At 72.2% G+C, this 21,192-nt stretch carries 22 protein-coding genes; 17 read left to right on the forward strand and 5 right to left on the reverse strand.

All coding sequences use genetic code 11. From position 1 onward, the window contains the following. The coding region (locus MET9862_RS20050; RefSeq protein WP_142584641.1) for a DEAD/DEAH box helicase at nt 1-1,296 on the reverse strand (1,296 nt) is incomplete at its 3' end. A gap of 286 nt (nt 1,297-1,582) precedes the next feature. After that, complete coding sequence (locus tag MET9862_RS20055; protein ID WP_142584642.1) at nt 1,583-1,843, reverse strand: hypothetical protein; 261 nt, start codon at nt 1,841-1,843, stop codon at nt 1,583-1,585. A gap of 89 nt (nt 1,844-1,932) precedes the next feature. Between MET9862_RS20055 and MET9862_RS29530 the strand changes: the two genes are divergently transcribed. Both MET9862_RS29530 and MET9862_RS20060 read left to right on the forward strand, forming a co-directional pair. Beyond that, on the forward strand, nt 1,933-2,082 hold the full coding sequence (locus tag MET9862_RS29530) for a hypothetical protein (protein WP_185156944.1): 150 nt from the start codon (nt 1,933-1,935) through the stop codon (nt 2,080-2,082). Nucleotides 2,083-2,208: 126 nt separating this feature from the next. After that, complete coding sequence (locus MET9862_RS20060) at nt 2,209-3,207, forward strand: helix-turn-helix domain-containing protein (RefSeq protein WP_185156945.1); 999 nt, start codon at nt 2,209-2,211, stop codon at nt 3,205-3,207. Nucleotides 3,208-3,236: 29 nt separating this feature from the next. Here the strand turns inward: MET9862_RS20060 and MET9862_RS20065 are convergent, their stop codons facing one another. Beyond that, on the reverse strand, nt 3,237-3,710 hold the full coding sequence (locus MET9862_RS20065; RefSeq protein ID WP_142584644.1) for a tRNA (cytidine(34)-2'-O)-methyltransferase: 474 nt from the start codon (nt 3,708-3,710) through the stop codon (nt 3,237-3,239). A 125-nt stretch (nt 3,711-3,835) separates the two neighbouring features. On the opposite strand from MET9862_RS20065, the gene MET9862_RS20070 reads away from it, so the two are divergent. From MET9862_RS20070 to coaA, 13 genes are all read left to right on the forward strand, one after another. Then, nucleotides 3,836-5,731 (forward strand): ABC transporter ATP-binding protein, encoded by a 1,896-nt coding sequence (locus MET9862_RS20070; RefSeq protein ID WP_142584645.1) that lies wholly within the window; start codon nt 3,836-3,838, stop codon nt 5,729-5,731. A gap of 62 nt (nt 5,732-5,793) precedes the next feature. Continuing rightward, on the forward strand, nt 5,794-7,227 hold the full coding sequence (locus MET9862_RS20075; RefSeq protein WP_142584646.1) for an MATE family efflux transporter: 1,434 nt from the start codon (nt 5,794-5,796) through the stop codon (nt 7,225-7,227). A gap of 202 nt (nt 7,228-7,429) precedes the next feature. Beyond that, complete coding sequence (gene petA, locus MET9862_RS20080) at nt 7,430-8,005, forward strand: ubiquinol-cytochrome c reductase iron-sulfur subunit (RefSeq protein ID WP_142584647.1); 576 nt, start codon at nt 7,430-7,432, stop codon at nt 8,003-8,005. Between the two features lie 32 nt (nt 8,006-8,037). Continuing rightward, nucleotides 8,038-9,324 carry a cytochrome b gene (locus MET9862_RS20085; protein WP_142584648.1) on the forward strand — a complete coding sequence of 429 codons (1,287 nt, stop codon included), beginning with the start codon at nt 8,038-8,040 and terminating at the stop codon, nt 9,322-9,324. Between the two features lie 14 nt (nt 9,325-9,338). Further along, nucleotides 9,339-10,250: a cytochrome c1 gene (locus MET9862_RS20090; protein WP_142584649.1), complete on the forward strand. Its 912-nt coding sequence runs from the start codon at nt 9,339-9,341 to the stop codon at nt 10,248-10,250. Between the two features lie 86 nt (nt 10,251-10,336). After that, nucleotides 10,337-11,212 (forward strand): S-methyl-5'-thioadenosine phosphorylase, encoded by an 876-nt coding sequence (locus tag MET9862_RS20095; protein WP_142584650.1) that lies wholly within the window; start codon nt 10,337-10,339, stop codon nt 11,210-11,212. 112 nt (nt 11,213-11,324) lie between these two features. Next, on the forward strand, nt 11,325-11,912 hold the full coding sequence (gene hisB / locus MET9862_RS20100; RefSeq protein WP_142584651.1) for an imidazoleglycerol-phosphate dehydratase HisB: 588 nt from the start codon (nt 11,325-11,327) through the stop codon (nt 11,910-11,912). Between the two features lie 10 nt (nt 11,913-11,922). Continuing rightward, complete coding sequence (locus MET9862_RS20105; RefSeq protein WP_142584652.1) at nt 11,923-12,405, forward strand: DUF2628 domain-containing protein; 483 nt, start codon at nt 11,923-11,925, stop codon at nt 12,403-12,405. A gap of 11 nt (nt 12,406-12,416) precedes the next feature. Beyond that, entirely contained in the window at nt 12,417-13,073 is a 657-nt protein-coding gene (hisH, locus tag MET9862_RS20110) for an imidazole glycerol phosphate synthase subunit HisH (RefSeq protein WP_142584653.1), read from the forward strand. Nucleotides 13,074-13,103: 30 nt separating this feature from the next. After that, nucleotides 13,104-13,847, forward strand: coding sequence for a 1-(5-phosphoribosyl)-5-[(5-phosphoribosylamino)methylideneamino]imidazole-4-carboxamide isomerase (gene hisA, locus MET9862_RS20115; protein WP_142584654.1), 744 nt, complete (start codon nt 13,104-13,106; stop codon nt 13,845-13,847). 35 nt (nt 13,848-13,882) lie between these two features. Continuing rightward, on the forward strand, nt 13,883-14,659 hold the full coding sequence (hisF, locus tag MET9862_RS20120) for an imidazole glycerol phosphate synthase subunit HisF (RefSeq protein ID WP_142584664.1): 777 nt from the start codon (nt 13,883-13,885) through the stop codon (nt 14,657-14,659). A gap of 268 nt (nt 14,660-14,927) precedes the next feature. Beyond that, nucleotides 14,928-15,251 (forward strand): phosphoribosyl-ATP diphosphatase, encoded by a 324-nt coding sequence (locus MET9862_RS20125; RefSeq protein WP_142584655.1) that lies wholly within the window; start codon nt 14,928-14,930, stop codon nt 15,249-15,251. Next, the gene (gene coaA, locus MET9862_RS20130) at nt 15,248-16,249 is read left to right on the forward strand and encodes a type I pantothenate kinase (protein WP_142584656.1); all 1,002 of its coding nucleotides are present in this window, start codon (nt 15,248-15,250) and stop codon (nt 16,247-16,249) included. The genes MET9862_RS20125 and coaA overlap by 4 nt, the downstream gene beginning before the upstream one ends. Nucleotides 16,250-16,256: 7 nt before the next feature. Here the strand turns inward: coaA and thpR are convergent, their stop codons facing one another. After that, a complete protein-coding gene (gene thpR, locus MET9862_RS20135) occupies nt 16,257-16,796 on the reverse strand; it encodes an RNA 2',3'-cyclic phosphodiesterase (protein WP_142584657.1) in 540 nt (179 codons plus the stop codon). Between the two features lie 24 nt (nt 16,797-16,820). Continuing rightward, the gene (locus MET9862_RS20140) at nt 16,821-17,528 is read right to left on the reverse strand and encodes an arylesterase (RefSeq protein WP_244612812.1); all 708 of its coding nucleotides are present in this window, start codon (nt 17,526-17,528) and stop codon (nt 16,821-16,823) included. Nucleotides 17,529-17,679: 151 nt separating this feature from the next. Between MET9862_RS20140 and MET9862_RS20145 the strand changes: the two genes are divergently transcribed. Together MET9862_RS20145 and MET9862_RS20150 are read left to right on the forward strand one after the other, a co-directional pair. Beyond that, nucleotides 17,680-18,405 (forward strand): ABC transporter ATP-binding protein, encoded by a 726-nt coding sequence (locus MET9862_RS20145; RefSeq protein ID WP_142584658.1) that lies wholly within the window; start codon nt 17,680-17,682, stop codon nt 18,403-18,405. After that, nucleotides 18,405-20,978, forward strand: coding sequence for an ABC transporter permease (locus tag MET9862_RS20150; protein WP_142584659.1), 2,574 nt, complete (start codon nt 18,405-18,407; stop codon nt 20,976-20,978). Before MET9862_RS20145 ends, MET9862_RS20150 begins: the two co-directional genes overlap by 1 nt. The last annotated feature ends 214 nt before the right edge of the window (nt 20,979-21,192 follow it).

Genomic DNA, 21,192 nt, shown 5'->3' on the forward strand with positions numbered 1-21,192 from the left:
CCGGCCCGCCTCGGCCGGACGGCCGGCGAAGGGACGGCCGCCGGCCGGGCGATCCTGGCGCTGGCCGTTGCGGGGCGCGGGGCGGGCGCCCGGACGGGGACCGCGCTCGGGGCGGCGCTCCTCGTTCGCGGCGATCTCGGCCGCCTCCTGGCGGGTCGGGGGCGAGAAGCCCTCGGGGAAGCCCGCCACCGGCACCTTCTGGCGGGTCAGCCGCTCGATGTCGCGCAGATACGCCTTCTCCTCGTCGTTGCAGAAGGAGATGGCGAGCCCGTCCGCCCCGGCGCGCGCCGTGCGGCCGATGCGGTGGACGTAGGATTCCGGCACGTTCGGCAGATCGAAGTTGACGACGTGGGAGACGCCTTCGACGTCGATGCCGCGGGCGGCGATGTCGGTCGCCACCAGGACGCGGCAGGAGCCGTCGCGGAAGGCGGCGAGCGCCCGCTCGCGCTGCGGCTGGCTCTTGTTGCCGTGGATCGCGGCGCCGGCGATGCCGACCTTGTCGAGGCCGCGCACCACCCGGTCCGCGCCGTGCTTGGTGCGGGTGAAGACGAGGACGCGGTCGATCGCCGGGTCGCGCAGGATGTGAGCGAGCAGCGCCTGCTTGGCGCCGGTATGGGCGAAGATCACCTGCTGCTCGACGCGCTCGGCGGTGGTGGCGACCGGGGTCACCGCGACCTGGACCGGGTCGCTGAGGTACTGCTCGGCGAGGCCCGCGATGTTCTTCGGCATGGTGGCCGAGAAGAACAGGCTCTGCCGCTTCTGCGGCAGCATCCGCACGATGCGCTTCAGGGCGTGGATGAAGCCGAGGTCGAGCATCTGGTCGGCCTCGTCGAGGACGAGGATCTCGACGCCCTCGAGGGTGAGCGCGCGGCGGTCGACGAGGTCGATCAGCCGGCCCGGGGTGGCGACGAGGATGTCGACGCCCGGCGCGAGCGCCCGCTCCTGGCGGCCGATGGTGACGCCGCCGAACACCACGGTGTTGGTGTAGGGCAGATGCCGGCCGTAATCGGAGAAGGATTCGGCGATCTGGTTGGCGAGCTCGCGCGTCGGCGAGAGCACCAGCACCCGGCAGCCGCGGCGCGGGGCGCGGCGGTCCGAGAGCGAGAGGCGGTGCAGGATCGGCAGCGCGAAGGCCGCGGTCTTGCCGGTGCCGGTCTGGGCGATGCCGCAGAGGTCGCGGCCCTGCATGGCGGGGGGGATCGCCTGCGCCTGGATCGGCGTCGGCGCGGTGTAGCCGGCCTCCGCGAGGGCCCGCAGAACGGGCTGGGCGAGGCCGAAATCGGTGAATTGGGTCAAGTCTTTACGTCTTCTCGGAGCAGCGGGACCGGCGGGCTCGCCCCTGGGGCGGCGCGGCATCGAATGTCCCGGAGGCAGGAGGCTGCCCGCGTGATGGGGCGGCCCGGGTGCATGCACGAACGAAGAGGGGGGCCGGATCGTCCGCGCCGGCTCGATGAGCCCGGCTTCTCGGATCCGTCACGCAGCCCCCTCACGCGGCTCCGTCGGCCGCTGACGCTGCAGTGCCGATATGCGGTCCCGCAGATGCGAAGTCAATGGCGGAGCCGGCCCGCACCGCGCCCTCCGGTCACGCCCCCTCGTCGAAGCGGCTGCGGAAGAAGACCTCGCGGCCCGCTCCGTCCATCACCCGCACGGCCTCCGCCGGCTCGCCGCCGCGCTGGGGCGCCCGCGCCCGGGCGAACAGGCGGAGCGCCCGCTCCTCCGCGGCGGCGAGATCCTCGACCCGCACCGAGACGCGGGAGAGGGCCGGATCGGGGTCCTGCCCCAGGATCTCGATGTGGAAGGTCTCGCGCGCGCTCAAACGGATCCGCCGGGTCGGGAGGGACATGAAGGCTGCGCGCCGCTCGGGCACGCGCCGCCGCTCGCGCCGGGACGCAAGCCCTGCAAAAGCGGCGCGATATGAGATAGGCGCTCTTCATGAACCCGCTCAAGGCCAGCCTCATCGTCCTGATCTGCCTGATCCTGCTCTGGCTCGGGATCCGGCTGGCCCGCCGCGCCATCGATCTCGGCATCGCGGCGGGCTACGAGGCCGAGCGGCGGCGCAAGGAGGACGAGGAGCGGCACTGACGGCCCGCGCCCACGGGGGTGCCGGCATGCCGGAGCGAGGCTGGACAATTCGACGCAGCGATGCATGAACTGCCGGCCGAGCGCCGGTTCGGTTGCCCTGTCCCCATGTGCGTGAGCGAAACCCCTGTGGTCCCAGACCATCTCCTCAGCCGCGTCGAGGAGCTCGGGCTGATCGGGACCTGGACCTGGACCTTCGGAACCGGCGAGCACAGCTGGTCGGCCGGCCTCTTCCGCCTGCTCGGCCTCGAATCGCACCGCGTCCGGCCGAGCTACGGCCGCTTCCTCGCCTGCGCGCACCCTGAGGACCGGCCGCGGATAAGCAGTGCCGCCGCGGTGCGGCAGGGCGCGTCGCGGCCCGAGCAGATCTTCCGCATCGTGTCGCCCGACGGCGTCACCCGCACGCTGTCGGTCCATCTGGAGATCCATCGCGCGGCGGACGGACGGCCCCGGTCGGCCTCGGGCATCGTGATCGACGTGACCGACCGCGAACGCCTGAGCCGGGCGCGGGCCCTCGAGCGGAAGCGCCGGCTCGCCCTCGCGCGCGCAGCCAACGTCTCGCTCTACTGGTTCCGGACGGGGCATCCCACGGAACTCGCCGAGCAGTATTCCGGCCTGTTCGAGCCGGCACTGGCGGAGTTCCTGGACGACCCGTATAGCATCGTGGCGGCCGAGCACCGGGAGGCCGCCCGCGAGCACTCCACCCGCTGCAGGCGGGAGGGCACCACCGGGCGCTCGCAGCGGATGTTCCGCATGGCCGGGGGCAGCCGGGAGCTGCGCGCGACGCTGGAAGTCCCGGTCCTCGACGCGGCCGGCAGGGTGATCGAGCGGACCGGCCTCATCTATCCGGCGCGCAGCCCGGTCCTGATCCCGGGCGGCCTCCTCCGGCAGGGCCTGGAGCAGGCGGTCCAGGGCCGGCATCTGCGGGCCGCACGCGCCCTGCTGGACTGGTCGATGACGCAGCTGGCGGAGGCCAGCGGCCTCTCGCTCTCCACGGTGCGGCGGCTGGAGGAGGGCGTGTCGGGGCAGGGCGACCGGTCGCGCCACCGGGCCCTCGCCGCGCTCAGCGCCGCCGGGATCCGGTTCGTCACACTGGAGGACGGGACCCTGGCGGTCGCCATGGCGTGAACCGCGCGTCCCGGTTGGGCCCGGCCGGCTCAGTCGGGATGTGCGCCGGGAAAGCCGCCCACCTGCCGCAGCGCCTCGCCCGCCACCAGCGCGGCGGCGACCGCGATGTTGAGGGAGCGCAGGCCCGGCCGGATCGGCACCACGACGCGGGCATCGGCCGCCGCGTGGACCGCCTCGGGGACGCCGGCCGATTCCCGGCCCATCAGCAGGCAGTCGCCATCCCGGAACGCGAAGCGCGTATAGGGCACCGCCGCCGCGGTGGTGGCCAGGACGAGGCGGATGCCGGCCCCGCGCCGCCACGCCTCGAAGGCGTCCCAGGAGCGGTGGCGGGTCACGGTCACGTGGTCGAGATAGTCGAGGCCCGAGCGCCGGAGATGCCGGTCCGAGACGTCGAAGCCCGCCGGCTCGACGATCTCGACGGCGAGGCCGAGGCAAGCCGCCATGCGCAGCAGGGTGCCGGTGTTCTGGGGGATGTCGGGCTGGTAGAGGGCGAGACGGAGCATGGATCTGCAAGGCAGGTTTGCGCGCTGCGGCATCGCTCCCCGCTTGGCTCGGGGTCAAGCGTCCTTACCTAAGGAGACCCGCTCCGAGAACCCTTCCGCGAGCCCCTGCGAGCCCCAGTGACCTGATGTTCCTCGACTGGCTCGAGCGCCGCATCGACCCGTTCGCGCCCTTCGAGGAGGGGCGCATGCCGCCCAGATCGGTGCTCGGCTTCGCGCGCTTCTACCTCCACCCGATCCGCTGGGCCCTGGCGGCCCTGTTCGTGATCGCAGTGATCGCGGGCACGGTCGAGGCCTCGCTCTACCTCGTGATGCGCTGGTTCGTGGACCTGCTCGCGAGCGCCGACCGGGCCACCGTCCTGCAGGACCACGCGCCGGGCATCGCCCTGGCGCTCGTCCTCGTCGCGGTGGTGCGGCCCATCGCGATCTGGCTGCACGAGCTGCTGTCGAACCAGCTCGTGGTGCCGCAATCGACCAACCAGATCCGCTGGCGCGCGCATCTCTACACGCTCGGCCACTCGCTCTCCTACTTCCAGGCCGATTTCGCGGGGCGGCTCGCCAACCGCGTCGTGCAGGTCGGGCCGGCGGTGCGGGAGCTCGCCGTCGTCTTCATCGACACCCTGCTCTACGTGGCGATCTACGCGGTCACCGCGATCGGCCTGTTCGGCTCGATCTCGCTCTGGCTCACCCTGCCCGTGCTGGTCTGGGTTCTGGCCTACGCCGTGCTCACGGCCTGGTTCGTGCCGCGCGCCCGCGCGCGCTCGCACCGCACCGCCGACACCCGCTCGACCCTGATCGGGCGGGTGGTGGACAGCTACACCAACATCCTCACGGTCAAGCTCTTCGCCCGAGACCGCGAGGAGCGCGCCGCCGTGCGCGACGCGATCGACGTGCACACCAAGGCCTATCTCCACCAGTTCCGGCTGGTGACGCTGACGACGACCCTGCTCGGCCTCCTCAACAGCGCGCTGCTCGTCGCGACGGGCGCCGCCTCGCTGCTGCTCTGGCAGCGCGGCGGCATGAGCACCGGCGAGGCCTCGGCCGGCCTCGCGCTCGTGCTGCGCCTCATCGCCATGTCGGGCTGGGTGATGCAGACCGTGCGCGGCGTCTTCGAGAATGTCGGCGTGATCCAGGAGAGCATGCAGACGATCAGCCGGCCGCACGGCCTCGTCGACGCGCCGGAGGCGCGTCCGCTGGCGGTCGCGGGCGGCGCGATCCGCTTCGAGGGGGTCGGGTTCCATTACGGGCGGGGCGACGCCACCATCATCGAGGACCTCTCGCTCGACATCCGTCCGGGCGAGAAGGTCGGCCTCGTCGGCGTCTCGGGCGCCGGCAAGAGCACCATCGCCTCGCTGCTCCTGCGCCTCCACGACGTCGAGAGCGGGCGCATCCTGGTCGATGGGCAGGATATTGCCGGGGCGACGCAGGAATCCCTGCGCGGCGCCATCGCCATGGTCAGCCAGGACACCTCGCTCCTGCACCGCTCGATCCGCGACAACATCGCCTATGGCCGCCCCGGCGCCACCGAGGCCGAGATCGCGCGCGCGGCGCGCCTCGCCCATGCGGACGGCTTCATCGCCGACCTCGTCGACCACAAGGGGCGGCGCGGCTACGACGCGCAGGTGGGCGAGCGCGGGGTGAAGCTCTCCGGCGGCCAGCGCCAGCGCATCGCCATCGCCCGCGTCATCCTGAAGGATGCGCCGATCCTGATCCTCGACGAGGCGACCTCGGCGCTGGACAGCGAGGTCGAGGCCGCGATCCAGGACGCCCTCGACACGCTGATGCGCGGCAAGACCGTGCTCGCCATCGCCCACCGCCTCTCGACCATCGCCGCCCTCGACCGGCTCATCGTGATCGACCGGGGCCGGATCGTGGAGGAGGGCAGCCATGCCGCGCTCGTCGCGCGCGGCGGGCTCTACGCGCGGCTCTGGGCGCGCCAGTCCGGCGGCTTCCTCGCCGACCGGGCGGCCGACGACGGGCCGCCCGAGCGCGGCCGACACGTTTCCGACGCGTTGCGCGGATAGAGAAACCTCCTCCGCCGCGGCCCGGCCGCGGCCGATCCCCGTTTTCAGATCCGAGAGACATCATGCCGGCACTCGACCTCGCGGCCTCGCCCGCGCGGGACAGGGCCCCGTTCCGCCGTCCCTGGCTCGTGGAGCTGCGCGCCACCCTCGCGCTCTCCGGGCCCCTCGTCCTGATCAACCTCGCCCAGCACGGCCTGATCATGGCCGACGTGGTGATGCTCGGCCGCCTCGGCGCCGAGCCGCTCGCCGCGGCGACGCTCGCGCACGGGCTCTACTTCATCCTGTTCATCGGCGGCATCGGCCTGACCAGCGCCGTGGCGCCGCTGATCGCCGAGGCGCTGGGGCGCGACCCCGGCGACAGGGATGCCGCGCGCCGCACCCTGCGCGCCGGCCTCTGGGCGGCGACGCTCGTCTGCGCGCCGGTCATGCTGCTGCTCTGGTTCACCGGGCCGCTGCTGGCCGCGCTCGGCGAGCCGCCGGCGCTGGCCGAGGCCGCCGGCCGCTACATGCGCGTCCTGCAATGGGCGATGTGGCCGGCCCTGCTGTTCATGGCGCTGCGCGGCACACTGGCCGCCCTGGAGCGGCCCGCCTGGGCGCTCGCCGCCAGCCTCGCGGCGCTGCCGCTCAACGTGGCGCTCGGCCTCTGGCTGGCCTTCGAGGCCGGGCTCGGCATGGTCGGGATCGGCTGCGCGACCCTGGCCTCCTCCCTGTTCAGCCTCGTCCTGCTCGGCCTCGTGGTGCTGCGCGATCCCGGGCTCCGGCGCCACCGGCTGTTCCACGGCCTCTGGCGCTTCGATCCCGCCCGGCTCGGAAGGGTGGTCCGCCTCGGCCTGCCGATGGTGGCCACCGGGCTGGCCGAGGCCGGGCTGTTCGAGGCGGCCGCCCTCGCCATGGGCCTGTTCGGCGCGAGCCAGCTCGCCGCGCACGCGGTGGCGATCCAGATCGCGGCCTTCTGCTTCATGGTGCCGAACGGCGTCGCCCAGGCCGCGACCGTGCGGGTCGGCCTCGCCTTCGGGCGGCGCGACGCCGCCGCCGTGCGGCGGGCCGGCGCCGTGGCGCTGGGGCTGGCCTTAGGCTTCATGAGCCTGTGCGCCCTGACCCAGCTCTCCGTGCCGGAGCCGCTGATCGGCCTGTTCCTCGATGCGCGCGACCCGGCCAATGCCGGCGTGCTGCCGGTGGCGGTGGCCTTCATCGGCTTCGCCGCGCTCTTCGCGGTGGCCGACGGGATTCAGTCGGTGACGCTCGGCATGCTGCGCGGCCTGCAGGACACCAAGGTGCCGATGCTGATCGCGGTCGGCGGCTACTGGGGCCTCGGCGTACCGGTGGGCGCAGGCCTCGCCTGGGGCCTCGGCTTCGAGGGGGCGGGCATCTGGGCCGGCTTCTGCGCCGGCCTGTTCGTGGTGGCGGCCCTCCTGGTCGCGCGCTGGCGCCGGCTCGTGGCGGGCCCGCCGGCCCGGCGGCCCGAACGTCCGACTGTGTCCATTTCGACACCCTGATCCCGCCCCTGAGACATCTCGCGCGCCCTCTTCGCCGCAACGCGGGAGCGGGCGCGCGGTCGGCTTGACTTCGGGCGACGGCCGGTCGCATTGCACAGTTTAGAACGATAGTGCTCTGGTCCGGCTCGAAGCCGCCGGCCCGCGCACCTGCGGGGGCTCGCGCGCCCCGCTTTCGGCTTGCACGCTCTGGAGGTTCGAGACCTTGGCGAACACGACTGCCGCCGCGCCCGCCGGCGCCGCCCCGCAGGAGGGCACCCGCCGAGATTTCCTGTTCCTCGCAACCGGTGCGGGCCTCGCGGTCGGCGCCGGTGCGGTGGCCTGGCCCTTCGTCTCCTCGATGGCGCCGGACGCCGCCACCATCGCGGCCGGCGCGCCGATCGAGGTCGATCTCTCGCCGATCAGCGACGGCCAGATCATCAACGTGTTCTGGCGCGGCAAGCTGATCTTCGTGCGCAAGCTGACCGGCAAGGAGATCACCGACATGAAGGCCGTGCCGTTGGCGGACCTCGCCGACAAGGCCACCTTCGACAGCCGCGTGAAGAGCGGGCACGACCAGTGGCTCGTGGTCTACGGCAACTGCACCCATCTCGGCTGCGTGCCGATCGGCCACCAGGGCAACTACGAGGGCTGGGCCTGCCCCTGCCACGGCTCGCAGTTCGACGCCGTCGGCCGCGTGCGCCGCGGCCCCGCCCCGATCAACCTGCCGATCCCGCCCTACGCCTTCCAGTCCGACACCAAGCTGCGGATCGGCGAAGAGGGCGGCAAGGCCGCGGCCTGAACGAGAAGAGGCGGGAGCCCCCGGAGAGCCCCATGAGCGCACACGGCAATACCTACGTCCCGAAGAGCGGCATCGCGAAGTGGTTCGAGTCGCGGCTGCCCCTCGTCGGCCTGGTCCACTCGTCCTTCGTGGCCTTCCCGGTCCCGCGCAACCTCAACTACTTCTGGACCTTCGGCGCGATCCTGATCGCCTTCCTCGGGATCCAGATCATCACCGGCGTCTGGCTGGCGATGCACTACCAGCCCTCGGCCACCGAGGCCTTCGATTCCGTCGAGCACATCATGCGCGACGTGAATTACGGCTGGCTGCTGCGCTACGCCCACGCCAACGGCGCGTCGATGTTCTTCGTCGCCGTCTACGTGCACATCTTCCGCAACCTCTACTACGGGTCCTATAAGGCCCCGCGCGAGGTGCTCTACATCCTCGGCGTCGTCATCTACCTCCTGATGATGGCCACCGCCTTCCTCGGCTACACCCTGCCGTGGGGCCAGATGAGCTTCTGGGGCGCCACGGTCATCACCAACATCCTGGCGGCGATCCCGGTGGTCGGCGACACCATCCAGAGCCTGCTCTGGGGCGGCTACTCGGTGGGCAACCCGACCGTGAACCGCTTCTTCTCGCTGCACTTCCTGCTGCCCTGGATGATCGCCGGCGTCGTGGTGCTCCACGTCTGGGCGCTGCACGTCACGGGCCAGAACAACCCGGCCGGCATCCCGATCAAGTCGTCGAAGGACGCCGTGCCCTTCACCCCCTACGCGACGGTCAAGGACGTGTTCGCCACCGTGGTGTTCATGATCCTGTTCGCGTGGTTCATCTTCTACCAGCCGAACTACCTCGGCCACGCCGACAACTACATCCCGGCCAACCCCGCCGTGACCCCGGCCCATATCGTGCCCGAATGGTACTTCCTGCCGTTCTACGCGATCCTGCGCGCGGTGCCCTCGAAGCTCGGCGGCGTCATCCTGATGTTCTCGGCGGTGATCATCCTGGCGCTCGCCCCCTGGCTCGACACCTCGCGCGTGCGCTCGTCGAACTACCGGCCGATCTACCGGCAGTTCTTCTGGGTGTTCGTGGGCGTGTGCTTCCTGCTCGGCTGGCTCGGCGCCAAGCCGCCGGAGGGCGGCTACGTCATCGCCGCGCAGATCTGCACGGCCTACTACTTCGCCCACTTCCTGATCGTGATGCCGCTCTGCGGCCTGTTCGAGACCCCGACGAAGCTGCCGGGCTCGATCCTGGAGAGCGTCACCGGGCCGGGCAAGCAGGTGAGCGGGGCGGGGATGCCCGCGGGCGCCGCCGCCGCACCGACCACGAAGGGCTGAGGGACGAGAGACAGATGCGCGCCACCAGCCTCATCGCCGCCGCCCTGACGGCTGCCCTGATCGGCCTGTCCCCCGCCAGCCTGTCCCCGGCCGCGGCCGAGGACGGCCATGGCAGCCAGCCGCCACGCCAGTCGTGGAGCTATGCCGGCGTATTCGGCCGCTTCGACCAGGCGCAGCTCCAGCGCGGCTTCCAGGTCTACAAGGAGGTCTGCTCCGCCTGCCACTCGATGCGCCTCGTCTCCTTCCGCAATCTCGCGGAAGAGGGCGGTCCCGGCTACTCGGCGGCCCAGGTCAAGGCGCTCGCCGCGACCTACCAGGTGAAGGACGGGCCGAACGATTCGGGCGAGATGTTCGAGCGGCCCGGCCGGCCGGCCGACCGCTTCCCGGCCCCCTTCCCGAACGACCAGGCCGCGGCCGCCGCCAATGGCGGCAAGGCGCCGCCGGACTTCTCGGTGCTCGCCAAGGCCCGCACCTTCGAGCGCGGCTTCCCCTGGTTCGTCTTCGACGCGCTGCCCTTCACCGGCTACTCGGAGCAGGGCGTCGACTACATCCACGCGCTGCTCGTCGGCTACGAGGATCCGCCGAAGGGCACCGAGGTTCCGGACGGCACCCACTACAACCAGTACTTCCCCGGCCACCTGATCGCGATGCCCAAGCCGATCAGCGACGGGCAGGTGACCTATCCGAAGAACGACAAGGGCGAGTCGGTCGTGCCGGAGACGGTGGACCAGTACGCCAAGGACGTCGCCGCCTTCATGGCCTGGGCGGCCGAGCCGCACATGATGGCCCGCAAGGCGCTCGGCCTGCGCGTGATCCTGTTCCTGATCGTGCTCTCGGGCCTGCTCTACTACGTGAAGAAGAAGATCTGGGCGGATGTCGGCGGCGAGGTGCACGGCCTCCAGCCGGAGCTGCACAAGACCTACTGAGGCGGCTCCCGCCTCCGGCGAGAGATGTGCTACGGGCCCCGCGAGGGGCCCGTTTCGCTTTCGGGCACGAGCGACAGGACGGCGACATGACCGCAGCGGTTCTCGGCGTGATGGGCGGCTCCGGGGTCTACGACCTGCCGGGGCTCGAGGATCTGCGCGAGGAGGCCGTGTCCTCCCCCTGGGGCGAGCCCTCGGACGCCCTGCGCATCGGGCGCATCGGCGACACCAAGGTCGTGTTCCTCGCCCGGCACGGCCGCGGCCACCGCTTCGCGCCGTCGGGCATCAACTACCGGGCCAATATCGACGCGATGAAGCGCGCCGGGGTCACCGACCTCGTCTCGCTCTCGGCCTGCGGCTCGTTCAAGGACGAACTCTATCCGGGCCTGTTCGTGCTGGTGGACCAGTTCGTCGACCGCACGCATGGCCGCCCGTCCTCGTTCTTCGGCAATGGCTGCGTCGCCCACGTCTCGATGGCCCATCCGGTGGGGCCCAATCTCCAGAAGCGCATCGTGGCCGCGGCGGAGGCCGAGCAGATCGCGGTGCATCGCGGCGGCACCTATGTCTGCATGGAGGGGCCGCAATTCTCCTCGCTGAGCGAATCGAAGGCCTACCGGGCGCAGGGCTTCGAGGTGATCGGCATGACCAACATGCCCGAGGCCAAGCTCGCCCGCGAGGCCGAGATCACCTACGCGACGATCGCGATGGTGACCGACTACGATTGCTGGCACCCGGCCCACGACGCCGTCGACGTGGCGGCGGTGGTGGCGGTGGCCCGCGCCAATGCCGACAAGGCGGCCCGCCTCGTCGCGCGCCTCGCCCGCGACTTCCCCGCCGAGCGCGAGGAATGCCCGGCGGGCTCGCACCGGGCCCTCGACGGCGCCATCATGACGGCCGCCGCCCAGCGCGACCCGGAGCTGATCGCCCGGCTCGACGCGGTGGCCGGGCGCGTACTGCGGGGCTGAGCCGGCCGATCCGGCGCCGGAACGCCTTTCCAGCGCAGGGGAAATCACACTAGAAGGCGGGATTCCGGACCGGCCCCGCGCCGGCCCCCCGCGGCACTCGAAAAGCGAACGCATGCGCAGCGCCAGCATCAGCCGGAAGACGGCCGAGACCGACGTCGCCGTCTCGATCGGCCTCGACGGCACCGGCCAGGCCCGGATCGCCACCGGGATCGGCTTCCTCGACCACATGCTGGAGCTGTTCGCCCGGCACGGCCTGTTCGACCTGGAGATCAAGGTCGAGGGCGACCTCCATGTCGACCAGCACCACTCGGCCGAGGATTGCGGCATCGCGCTGGGCCAGGCCTTCGCCAAGGCGCTCGGCGACAAGCGCGGCATCGCGCGCTATGCCGACGCGCACCTGCCCATGGACGAGACGCTCTCGCGCGTCTGCGTCGACATCTCCGGCCGCCCCTTCCTCGTCTTCCGCACGGCCTTCCGGGTGGAGAAGATCGGCCAGTTCGACACCGAGCTGGTGCGCGAGTGGTTCCAGGCCTTCGCCATGAATGCCGGGATCACCCTGCACGTGGAGACCTTCTACGGCGACAACGCGCACCACATCGCCGAGAGTCTGTTCAAGGGCCTGGCGCGCGCCTTGCGCAAGGCGGTGACGGTCGATCCCCGCGAGGAGGGCCGCGTGCCCTCGACCAAGGGGACGCTGTAGGGAGCCGGACATGCGCACGCGCAGCTACACGCTTCACCCGGGCCCGGAGGCGATTCCCGGCGAGGCGCACGGGCTCGACCGCGCCCAGGTGGTGGCGGACGGCTTCTCCTGGCCCGCCTTCGCCTTCTCGGTGGCGTGGTTCGCCTTCCACCGTCTCTGGCTCGCCGCGCTGATCGTGGCGGCCGGCCTCGTCCTGGTGGCGCTCGCCGGCTACGCCCTCGGCCTCGCGCCGGGCGCCGCCTTCGCGATCAGCCTGCTCGCCTCCGTGCTGATCGGGCTCGAGGCCTCCTCCCTGCGCCGCTGGACGCTGGCCCGCCACGGCCGGCCCGCCCGCGACGCGGTGCAGGCGGGCAGCCTCGCCGAGGCCGAGGCCAAGCTGATCGCGCGCTGGCTCGATCCGCGCAGCCTGCCGCCCGCGCCCCAGCGCCCGGCCTTCGCCCGGGACCGCGAGCCGGTGATCGGCCTGTTCCCGGCGGAAGGGGGCGGCCGGTGAGCGGACGAACATTGAGCGAGACCGTCGCGATCATCGATTACGGCTCGGGCAATCTCCACTCCGCGGCCAAGGCCTTCGAGCGGGCCGCCCGCGAGGCGGGGCTCGACACGCGCATCCTGGTCACCGGCGATCCGGAGGCTGTGGCGTCGGCCGACCGGGTGGTGCTGCCGGGCGTCGGCGCCTATGCCGATTGCCGCCGCGGCCTCGACGCCGTGCCCGGCATGGTCGAGGCGATGACCCGCGCCGCGATCCAGGCGGGCCGGCCCTTCCTCGGCATCTGCGTCGGCATGCAGCTCATGGCGACCCGTGGCCTCGAATACGAGACCACCCCCGGCCTCGGCTGGATCCCCGGCGATGTCGGCCCGATCCGCCCCGCCGACCCGGCCCTCAAGATCCCGCATATGGGCTGGAACACGCTCACGCCGGACCGCGACCACGCGCTCCTCGCCGGCATCTCCACGGGCGAGGGGGGCCTCCACGCCTATTTCGTGCACAGCTACGCGCTGAAGGCCGACCGGCCGGGCGAGGTGGTGGCCCATGCCGATTACGGCGGCCCGGTCACCGCCATGGTCGGCCGCGACAACCTCGCGGGCACGCAGTTCCACCCCGAGAAGAGCCAGCGCCTCGGTCTGGCGCTCCTCGCCAACTTCCTCCGCTGGCGCCCCTGAGGGGCCGCCGGCGCAAAGACGAGTTCCCCTGTGATCCTCTATCCGGCCATCGATCTGAAGGAGGGACGCTGCGTCCGCCTCGTGCAGGGGGACATGGCCCAGGCCAAGGTGTTCAACGACGATCCGGCGGCGCAGGCGGTGACCTTCGAGGACCAGGGCTTCTCCTGGCTGCACGTGGTCGACCTCGACGGCGCCTTCGCCGGCGCGCCGCGCAACGCCGCGGCGGTCGACGCCATCCTCGCCCGCGTCACGGTTCCGGTGCAGCTCGGCGGCGGCATCCGGGACATGAAGACGCTCGAGGCCTGGCTCGCCAAGGGGATCGCCCGGGTCATCATCGGCACGGCCGCCGTGCGCGACCCCGCCTTCGTGCGGGAGGCCGCCCGCCGCCATCCCGGCCGGATCGCGGTCGGCATCGACGCCAAGGACGGGCGCGTGGCGGTGGAGGGCTGGGCCCAGACCTCCAGCATGACCGCCGAGGAGCTCGGCCGCCGCTTCGAGGATGCCGGGGTCGCCGCGATCATCTACACCGACATCGCCCGGGACGGCATCCTCAAGGGCCTCAACGTCGAGATGACGCTGGCTCTGGCGCAAGCCGTTGAGATCCCGGTCATCGCCTCCGGCGGGCTGGCCTCCATCGAAGATGTCCACCGCCTGCTCCAGCCCGATTGCGCGCTGATCGCCGGCGCCATCACCGGCCGCGCCCTCTACGACGGCCGCATCGACCCGCGCGCGGCGCTGAAGGCCATCGCCGAGGCGCGCGGCGCCGGGGCGTGATAGGCTCGACCGCCTGGAAGATCGACGAGTCCCCCGTGCTCAAGACCCGCATCATCCCCTGCCTCGACGTCAAGGACGGCCGCGTCGTCAAGGGCGTGCAATTCCTCGAACTGCGCGACGCGGGCGACCCCGTCGAGGCGGCCAAGGCCTACGACGCAGCCGGCGCCGACGAGCTCTGCTTCCTCGACATCACCGCGAGCCACGAGGCCCGGGGCACCCTGCTCGACGTGGTGAGCCGCACGGCCGAGGCCTGCTTCATGCCCCTCACCGTGGGCGGCGGCGTGCGGGCGGTCGAGGACGTGCGCGCCCTCCTGCTCGCGGGCGCCGACAAGGTCGCGATCAACACCGCCGCCGTGAAGGACCCCGACCTCGTCGCGCGGGCCGCGGAGAAGTTCGGGGCCCAGTGTATCGTGGTGGCGATCGACGCCAAGCGCGTCTCGGGCGCGGCCGAGCCGGCGCGCTGGGAGATCTTCACCCATGGCGGCCGCAATCCGACCGGGCTCGACGCGATCGCCTTCGCCCGCACCGTCGCCGCCAAGGGCGCGGGCGAGCTCCTTGTCACCTCCATGGACAAGGACGGCACCCGATCCGGCTACGACCTCGCCCTGACCCGGGCCATCGCCGACGCCGTCACGGTGCCGGTGATCGCCTCGGGCGGCGTCGGCGGGCTCGACGACCTCGTAGCCGGCGTGGCCCAGGGCGGCGCGAGCGCGGTGCTCGCCGCCTCGATCTTCCATTTCGGGCAACACAGCGTGGCGGAGGCCAAGGCGCACATGGCCGCCGCCGGCCTGTCCATGCGGCTGGATGCCTAGAGCGCTCTCCGCCGACGGGGATGCCGGTTCGGCGACAGAGAGCGCGTGACAACAACGACCGAGAGCCGCTCCCGCTCACCGGCTGTCCTCCCTCTGGCCACGACGGCGCAGCGGGAGTTTTGCGACGAACACTTATTCCCGGCAGGATCCGTGCATAACCTGATGGCCTGTGCCATCTGTCAGCGGCCCGGCTTGCTCGCCGCCGGGCCTTGACGCAATTTCCCGCCGATCGCGGCGCCGTTGCGGGCCCCCTGATGCACGGTGTTGCATGACCGAGTACACGCTGAACGACCTGGCCCGGCTGGTGGCGAGCCGGGCTGGAACCTCGCCGGACCAATCCTACACGGCCAAGCTCCTGGCCGGCGGGCCGGCCAAGGCCGCCAAGAAGCTCGGCGAGGAGGCGGTCGAGGCGGCCATCGCCGCCGTGCAGGGCGACCGGGCGGGCCTGACGGCGGAGGCCGCGGACGTGCTCTACCACCTCGTGGTGCTGCTGCAGGCGGGCGGCGTCTCCCTCGACGCGGTGATGGCGGAACTGGAGCGGCGGACCGCTCAGAGCGGGCTGGCCGAGAAGGCCGCGAGGCGCCACACATGAGCTTCGCGCCGGCGCCCCTCGGCGCGTCCGGCCAGGACCCCGTGACCGGGGAGGGGCCGGCGACGCTCTCTCCCTATCGCCGCTTCACCCGGGAGGAATGGGCGAGCCTGCGCGCCGACACGCCGCTGACGCTCTCGGCCGACGATCTCACCCGGCTGCAATCGATCAACGACCCGATCTCGATCGAGGAGGTGGTGGCGATCTATCTGCCGCTGTCGCGCCTCCTCTCCCTCTACGTCGCCGCGACGCAGGGGCTGTTCAAGGCGACGCAGCGCTTCCTCATCGCCGAGCGCGAGCGCAAGGTCCCCTACATCATCGGGCTCGCGGGCTCGGTGGCGGTCGGCAAGTCGACCACAGCGCGCATCCTGGCCTCGCTGCTGGCGCGCTGGCCGAACACCCCGAAGGTCGATCTCGTCACCACCGACGGCTTCCTGCTGCCGAACGCGGAGCTCGCCGCCGGCGGCATCATGGAGCGCAAGGGCTTTCCCGAGAGCTACGACACGGCGGCCCTGCTGCGCTTCCTCCACGACGTGAAGGCCGGCCACCCGCGCGTGACCGCGCCGCTCTACTCGCACCTCGTCTACGACCGGGTGCCGGGCGAGGAGCGCGTGGTGGAGAGCCCCGACATCCTGATCGTCGAGGGCCTCAACGTGCTCCAGCCGGCACGGCTGCCGCGTGACGGCACGGCGATCCCCTTCGTCTCTGACTTCTTCGACTTCTCGATCTATCTCGACGGGCACGAGGACGACTTGCACCGCTGGTACGTCATGCGCTTCATGAAGCTGCGCGAGACGGCCTTCCGCGATCCGCGCAGCTTCTTCCGCAAATACGCCGAGGTGCCCGAGGCCGAGGCGCTCGCCATCGCCGACGGGCTCTGGACCACGATCAACCTGCCGAACCTGCGCGAGAACATCCTGCCGACGCGCCAGCGCGCCAGCCTGATCCTGGCCAAGGGCGCGAGCCACCGGATCGAGAGCGTGGCGCTCCGGCGGCTGTGAGCGGGTTTCAGGCGAACGGGAACTCGGCCTCGGCGACGTAGGGACCGCCCCCCGTCGAGTCCCGCGCTGAGAACACCGTCACAGCCCGCACCGCGAAGCGCAGCGGCTCGAACAGGCCGCTTTGGGCCACATACATCGCTACGCCCTCCGGGCTCGCCTCGCGCCTGAGACGGGCGAGCGTCACGTGCGGCGTGAAGCGGCGCGTCTCGGGCGCCACTCCGGCCCGGCGCACGAGACGCTCTTGCTCGGCCTGCAGATCCATCAGCTCAGGCTCCTGCACGACCGAAGCGAACAGCGCGCGCGGCCGGTCGCCGCCGAAGGCGCCGAGCCCGTCGAGAGTCACGGGGATCGGAGCCCGCGGGCGCATCGCGGAGAGCGCCTCCAGAACGTCCTCGGCGACGTCCGCGTCGATGTCGCCGAGAAAGCGCAGGGTGACGTGGTAGTCGCTCTCCTCGACCCAGCGTGCGCCGGGTAGCCCGCCGCGGAAGCGCGCGAGCCGCGCACCGATCTCGGGCGGGATGGCGAGGCCGGTGAACAGGCGCGGCATGGCGGCCTCCTCGGGTCGGGGGGCTCAGTGCGCCGGCTTCGCCAGCCGGCCGAGGAAGCTCTCGACCGCGGGCAGGATGCCGGCGACGATCCTGTCCACGCCCTTGGGGTTGGGGTGTAGCCCGTCGTCGAGGTTGAGACCGCGCTCGCCGGCCACGCCTTCGAGGAAGAACGGATAGAGGACTAGGCCGTACTCACGGGCGAGATCGGGATAGATCGCGTCGAAGCGGGCGATGTAATCGGGGCCGAGATTGGCCGAGGCCCGCATCCCGGCGAGCAGCACCGGGATGCCCCGCGTCTTCAGCCGGGTGATGATCGTGTCGAGCGCCTTGCGGGTCACGGCCGGGTCGGTGCCGCGCAGCATGTCGTTGGCGCCGAGTTCCAGGATAACGCCGTCCGTTCCATCGGGCACCGACCAGTCGACCCGGTCGAGCCCACCGGTCGCGGTGTCGCCCGAGACCCCGGCATTGGCGATGCTGACGCTGTGGCCGCGCTTGGCGAGCTCCCGCTCCAGCACCGCCGGGAAGGCGGAATCGCCGGGCAGGCGGTAGCCCGCGGTGAGGCTGTCGCCGAGAGCCACGAGCTTGAGGGTGCGGCCGGGCTCGGCCTCGGAGGGGCGAGGGGGCATCAGCAGGGCGAGGGCGGCGAGGAGGAGCGCGGCGAAGCGCAGCAGCGGGCGGGCTCGGGCCTCATCCCGGCCTGCCGGCCCGCGACGTCCCACCCCGTGTCCCATCCCTTGGCGCATCCGCCCGAGAAGCGCCATATCGCCCCGGCATCCGCCAGGCACCGATGCATGCCCGCGTGTCGCAGCGCACAGATTCTCTCGCAGCCACACCCGAGCCTCGTCTGCCAGATTTCCCATCGCGCAAGAGATCGGCCTCCGCGTGACCCCAGGCAAGCCCCCAGGCAACACCCCGACCGCCACCGCCGCCCCGGCCGTGAGCCTGCGGGACATCGATCTCAGCCTCGGCCGGGGGGCGGCCCGCGTCCACGTGCTGCGCGGCATCTCCCTCGACGTCGCCCGCGGCGAGGCGGTCGGCCTCGTCGGCCCCTCCGGCTCCGGCAAATCCACGCTGCTCATGGTCACGGCGGGACTGGAGCGCCCGGATTCCGGGTCGATCCGGATCGAGGGCACCGATCTCGGCCGCCTCGACGAGGACGCCCTCGCCCGGTTCCGGGGGCGGCGCATCGGCATCGTCTTCCAGGCCTTCCACCTCGTGCCGACCATGACGGCGCTGGAGAACGTGGCGCTCCCCCTCGAGCTTGCCGACCACCCGCAGGCCCATGCGCGGGCGAAGGCCGAGCTCGAGGCGGTCGGCCTCGGCCACCGCCTGCACCACTATCCCGCCCAGCTGTCCGGGGGCGAGCAGCAGCGCGTCGCCATCGCCCGAGCGATCGCCCCCGATCCGGCGATCCTCGTGGCCGACGAGCCGACGGGCAACCTCGACGAGGCCACGGGCCGGCAGATCGTCGAGCTGCTGTTCGCGCTGAAGCGCGACCGCGGCGCCACCCTCGTCCTCGTCACCCACGACGCGGGCCTCGCCCGGCTCTGCGACCGCACGGTGCGGCTGCGCTCGGGGCGGATCGAGGCACCGGAGAGCGTGGCCTGATGCACGGCACCCTTCCCGCCGCCCAGCCCCCCAGGCGCGGCTTCCGCCTGCCGCTGACGCTGCGCCTCGCCCTGCGCGAACTGCGCGGCGGCCTGTCCGGCTTCACCGTCTTCCTCGCCTGCATCGCGCTCGGCGTCGCGGCGATCGCGGGCGTCGCCTCGATCTCCCGCTCGCTCTCGGACGGACTCGGCCGCGAGGGCCGGCGCATCCTCGGCGGCGATCTCAGCTACAGCCTGATCAACCGCGAGGCGAGCCCGACCGAGCGCGCCGTGCTGGAGCGCGAGGGCCGCGTCGCCGTGGTCGCGACGCTCCGCGCCATGGCGGTGGCGGGGGAGGGCGCGGCCCTGGTCGAATTGAAGGCCGTGGACGGCACCTATCCGCTGGCGGGCGTCCTCGTCACCGAGCCGCACGCGCACCTCGCCGACCTCCTCGCGCCCCGGGACGGCGTGCCGGGCGCGGTGGCCGACCCGGCCCTGCTCACCCGCCTCGACCTCAAGGTCGGCGACCGGGTGACGCTGGCCGGCCATCCCTTCGCGATCCGCGCCAGCCTGGCGAGCGAGCCGGACAAGATCGCGGGCGGCATCGGCTTCGGGCCACGCCTCTTGATCTCGGAGAGCGCCTTGCGCGGCACCGGCCTCGTCCAGCCCGGCAGCCTGAACCGCTGGAGCTACCGCATCGCGCTGCCCCAGGCCTCCGACGCCGAGATCGACGCGGTCGCCGCCCGGATCGCCAGGGCTGCGCCGGAGGCGGGCTGGGAGATGCGCGCGCGCTCCAACGCCGATCCGCGCTTCGCCAAGAGCATCGAGCGCTTTACCCAGTTCCTGACCCTGGTCGGCCTCACCGCCCTGATCGTCGGGGGCGTGGGCGTGGCGAATGCGGTGCACGCCTTCGTCGAGCGCAAGCGCGGCTCCATCGCGACCCTGAAGAGCGTCGGCGCGCCGGGCTCGCAGGTGGTGGCGCTCTACCTCGTCCAGGTGATGCTGATCGCCGGCCTCGGCACCGCGATCGGCCTCGCGGTCGGCGCGGGCCTGCCCTTCGCCGTCGACGCCCTGTTCCGCGACGCGCTGCCCCTCCCGCTGAACCCGACCATCGCCCCGGGCGAGTTGCTGCTGGCGGCCGCCTACGGGCTGCTGACGGCCTTCGCCTTCGCGATCACGCCGCTGGGCCGCGCCCATGACGTGCCGGTCTCGGGGCTGTTCCGCGACGCAGTGGACCCCGCCGCTGGCAAGCCCCGGACGCGCTACCGGCTGCTGCTCGCCGCTTCGCTCCTCGCCCTCGTCGCGCTCGCCGTGGCCACGGCCTTCGACCGGCGGGTGGCCCTCGTCTTCATCGCCGCGGCCGGCATCGCCTTCGGCCTGCTGCGCCTCGTGGCGCTCGGGGTGATGGCCTTGGCGCGGCGCCTGCCGCATCCGCGCCGGGCCGCGCCGCGGATGGCGCTCGCCAACCTGCACCGGCCGGGCGCGCTGACCCCGACCATCGTCCTCTCGCTCGGCCTCGGCGTCACCCTGCTGGTGACGCTGAGCTTGATCGACGCCAATGTGCGCCGCACGCTCACGGCGAGCCTGCCGGCCCGCGCGCCGAACCTGTTCTTCCTCGATATCCCCTCCGCGGACGCCGCGCGCTTCCACGACTTCCTGGCGCAGGCCGCGCCCAACGCGAAGATCGAGCGGGTGCCGATGATGCGCGGGCGCATCGTCGCCCTCGACGGCGTGCCGGCCCAGAAGATCCGCCCGCCCGAGGACGCGGCCTGGGTCCTCGACGGGGACCGCGGCATCACCTACGCGGACGACCTGCCGGACGGCTCGGTCCTCACCGAGGGCGCGTGGTGGACCGCCGAGGCGGGCAAGGCGTCGCTGGTCTCCTTCGAGGCGGAGCTCGCGCGCCAGCTCGGGCTCAAGGTCGGCAGCGCGGTCACGGTCAACGTGCTCGGGCGCACTGTGACGGCGAAGATCGCCAATCTGCGCAAGGTGGAGTGGCGCAACCTCGGCATCAACTTCGTGATGGTGTTCTCGCCCGGCACCTTCCGCGGCGCCCCCCATTCCGACCTCGCGACGCTGAGCCTGCCCGGGGGCACCGACGCGTCGGCGGAGAGCCGCATCCTGCGCGATGTCGCGCACGGCTTCCCCTCGGTCACCAGCGTGCGGGTGAAGGACGCCCTCGACGCGGTGGGCGACCTCGTGGCCAAGCTGGTGCTCGCGATCCGCGGCGCCAGCGCCGTCGCGGTCCTGGCGAGCCTGCTGGTGCTGGCGGGCGCCGTCGCGGCGGGCCACCGGGCGCGGCTCTACGACGCCGTGGTGCTCAAGGTGCTGGGCGCGAGCCGGGCGCGGCTTCTCTCCGCCTATGGCCTGGAATACGGGGCGCTCGGGGCGGTCACCGCCCTGTTCGGCCTGATCGCGGGCACGCTCGCGGGCTATGCCATCGCCACCCGGGTGATGCGCCTCGACTTCGTGCTCGACCTCTCGGGCGCCCTCGTCGCGGCCGGGCTCGCCGTGGCCCTCGCGGTGCTGCTGGGTCTCGCCGGCACCTGGCGGATCCTCGGCCAGAAGCCGGCACCCTATCTGCGGGATCTGTGATATACAGCCTGACGTATTCGCCGCCAGGATGAGGCGGCGACCGCATCCGTGTTCGAGGCGCAGATGTAGTTGAACGTCGCCCGTCCGCCGGCTTAACGATTTTTAATCCCGCGCTTTACCAACAAAATTACGGCATCGGGCCGGCGAAAACAGGCAGCCGAAGCTCGGCGGGGCCCTTGTGTGCCGCCTCGCGACGCAACATATTCTCCAGCGA

The sequence above is a fragment of the Methylobacterium symbioticum genome, from assembly GCF_902141845.1.
Taxonomy (GTDB): Bacteria; Pseudomonadota; Alphaproteobacteria; order Rhizobiales; family Beijerinckiaceae; genus Methylobacterium; species Methylobacterium symbioticum.

Excerpts from the sequence above, each read along its gene's own strand:
- MET9862_RS20055 (WP_142584642.1), bottom strand. The coding sequence starts at position 1,843 with ATGTCCCTCCCGACCCGGCGGATCCGTTTGAGCGCGCGCGAGACCTTC.
- MET9862_RS29530 (WP_185156944.1), top strand. The coding sequence starts at position 1,933 with ATGAACCCGCTCAAGGCCAGCCTCATCGTCCTGATCTGCCTGATCCTG.
- MET9862_RS20065 (WP_142584644.1), bottom strand. The coding sequence starts at position 3,710 with ATGCTCCGTCTCGCCCTCTACCAGCCCGACATCCCCCAGAACACCGGC.
- MET9862_RS20070 (WP_142584645.1), top strand. The coding sequence starts at position 3,836 with ATGTTCCTCGACTGGCTCGAGCGCCGCATCGACCCGTTCGCGCCCTTC.
- MET9862_RS20075 (WP_142584646.1), top strand. The coding sequence starts at position 5,794 with ATGCCGGCACTCGACCTCGCGGCCTCGCCCGCGCGGGACAGGGCCCCG.
- MET9862_RS20085 (WP_142584648.1), top strand. The coding sequence starts at position 8,038 with ATGAGCGCACACGGCAATACCTACGTCCCGAAGAGCGGCATCGCGAAG.
- MET9862_RS20090 (WP_142584649.1), top strand. The coding sequence starts at position 9,339 with ATGCGCGCCACCAGCCTCATCGCCGCCGCCCTGACGGCTGCCCTGATC.
- MET9862_RS20095 (WP_142584650.1), top strand. The coding sequence starts at position 10,337 with ATGACCGCAGCGGTTCTCGGCGTGATGGGCGGCTCCGGGGTCTACGAC.
- hisB (WP_142584651.1), top strand. The coding sequence starts at position 11,325 with ATGCGCAGCGCCAGCATCAGCCGGAAGACGGCCGAGACCGACGTCGCC.
- MET9862_RS20105 (WP_142584652.1), top strand. The coding sequence starts at position 11,923 with ATGCGCACGCGCAGCTACACGCTTCACCCGGGCCCGGAGGCGATTCCC.
- MET9862_RS20125 (WP_142584655.1), top strand. The coding sequence starts at position 14,928 with ATGACCGAGTACACGCTGAACGACCTGGCCCGGCTGGTGGCGAGCCGG.
- coaA (WP_142584656.1), top strand. The coding sequence starts at position 15,248 with ATGAGCTTCGCGCCGGCGCCCCTCGGCGCGTCCGGCCAGGACCCCGTG.
- thpR (WP_142584657.1), bottom strand. The coding sequence starts at position 16,796 with ATGCCGCGCCTGTTCACCGGCCTCGCCATCCCGCCCGAGATCGGTGCG.
- MET9862_RS20140 (WP_244612812.1), bottom strand. The coding sequence starts at position 17,528 with ATGGGACACGGGGTGGGACGTCGCGGGCCGGCAGGCCGGGATGAGGCC.
- MET9862_RS20150 (WP_142584659.1), top strand. The coding sequence starts at position 18,405 with ATGCACGGCACCCTTCCCGCCGCCCAGCCCCCCAGGCGCGGCTTCCGC.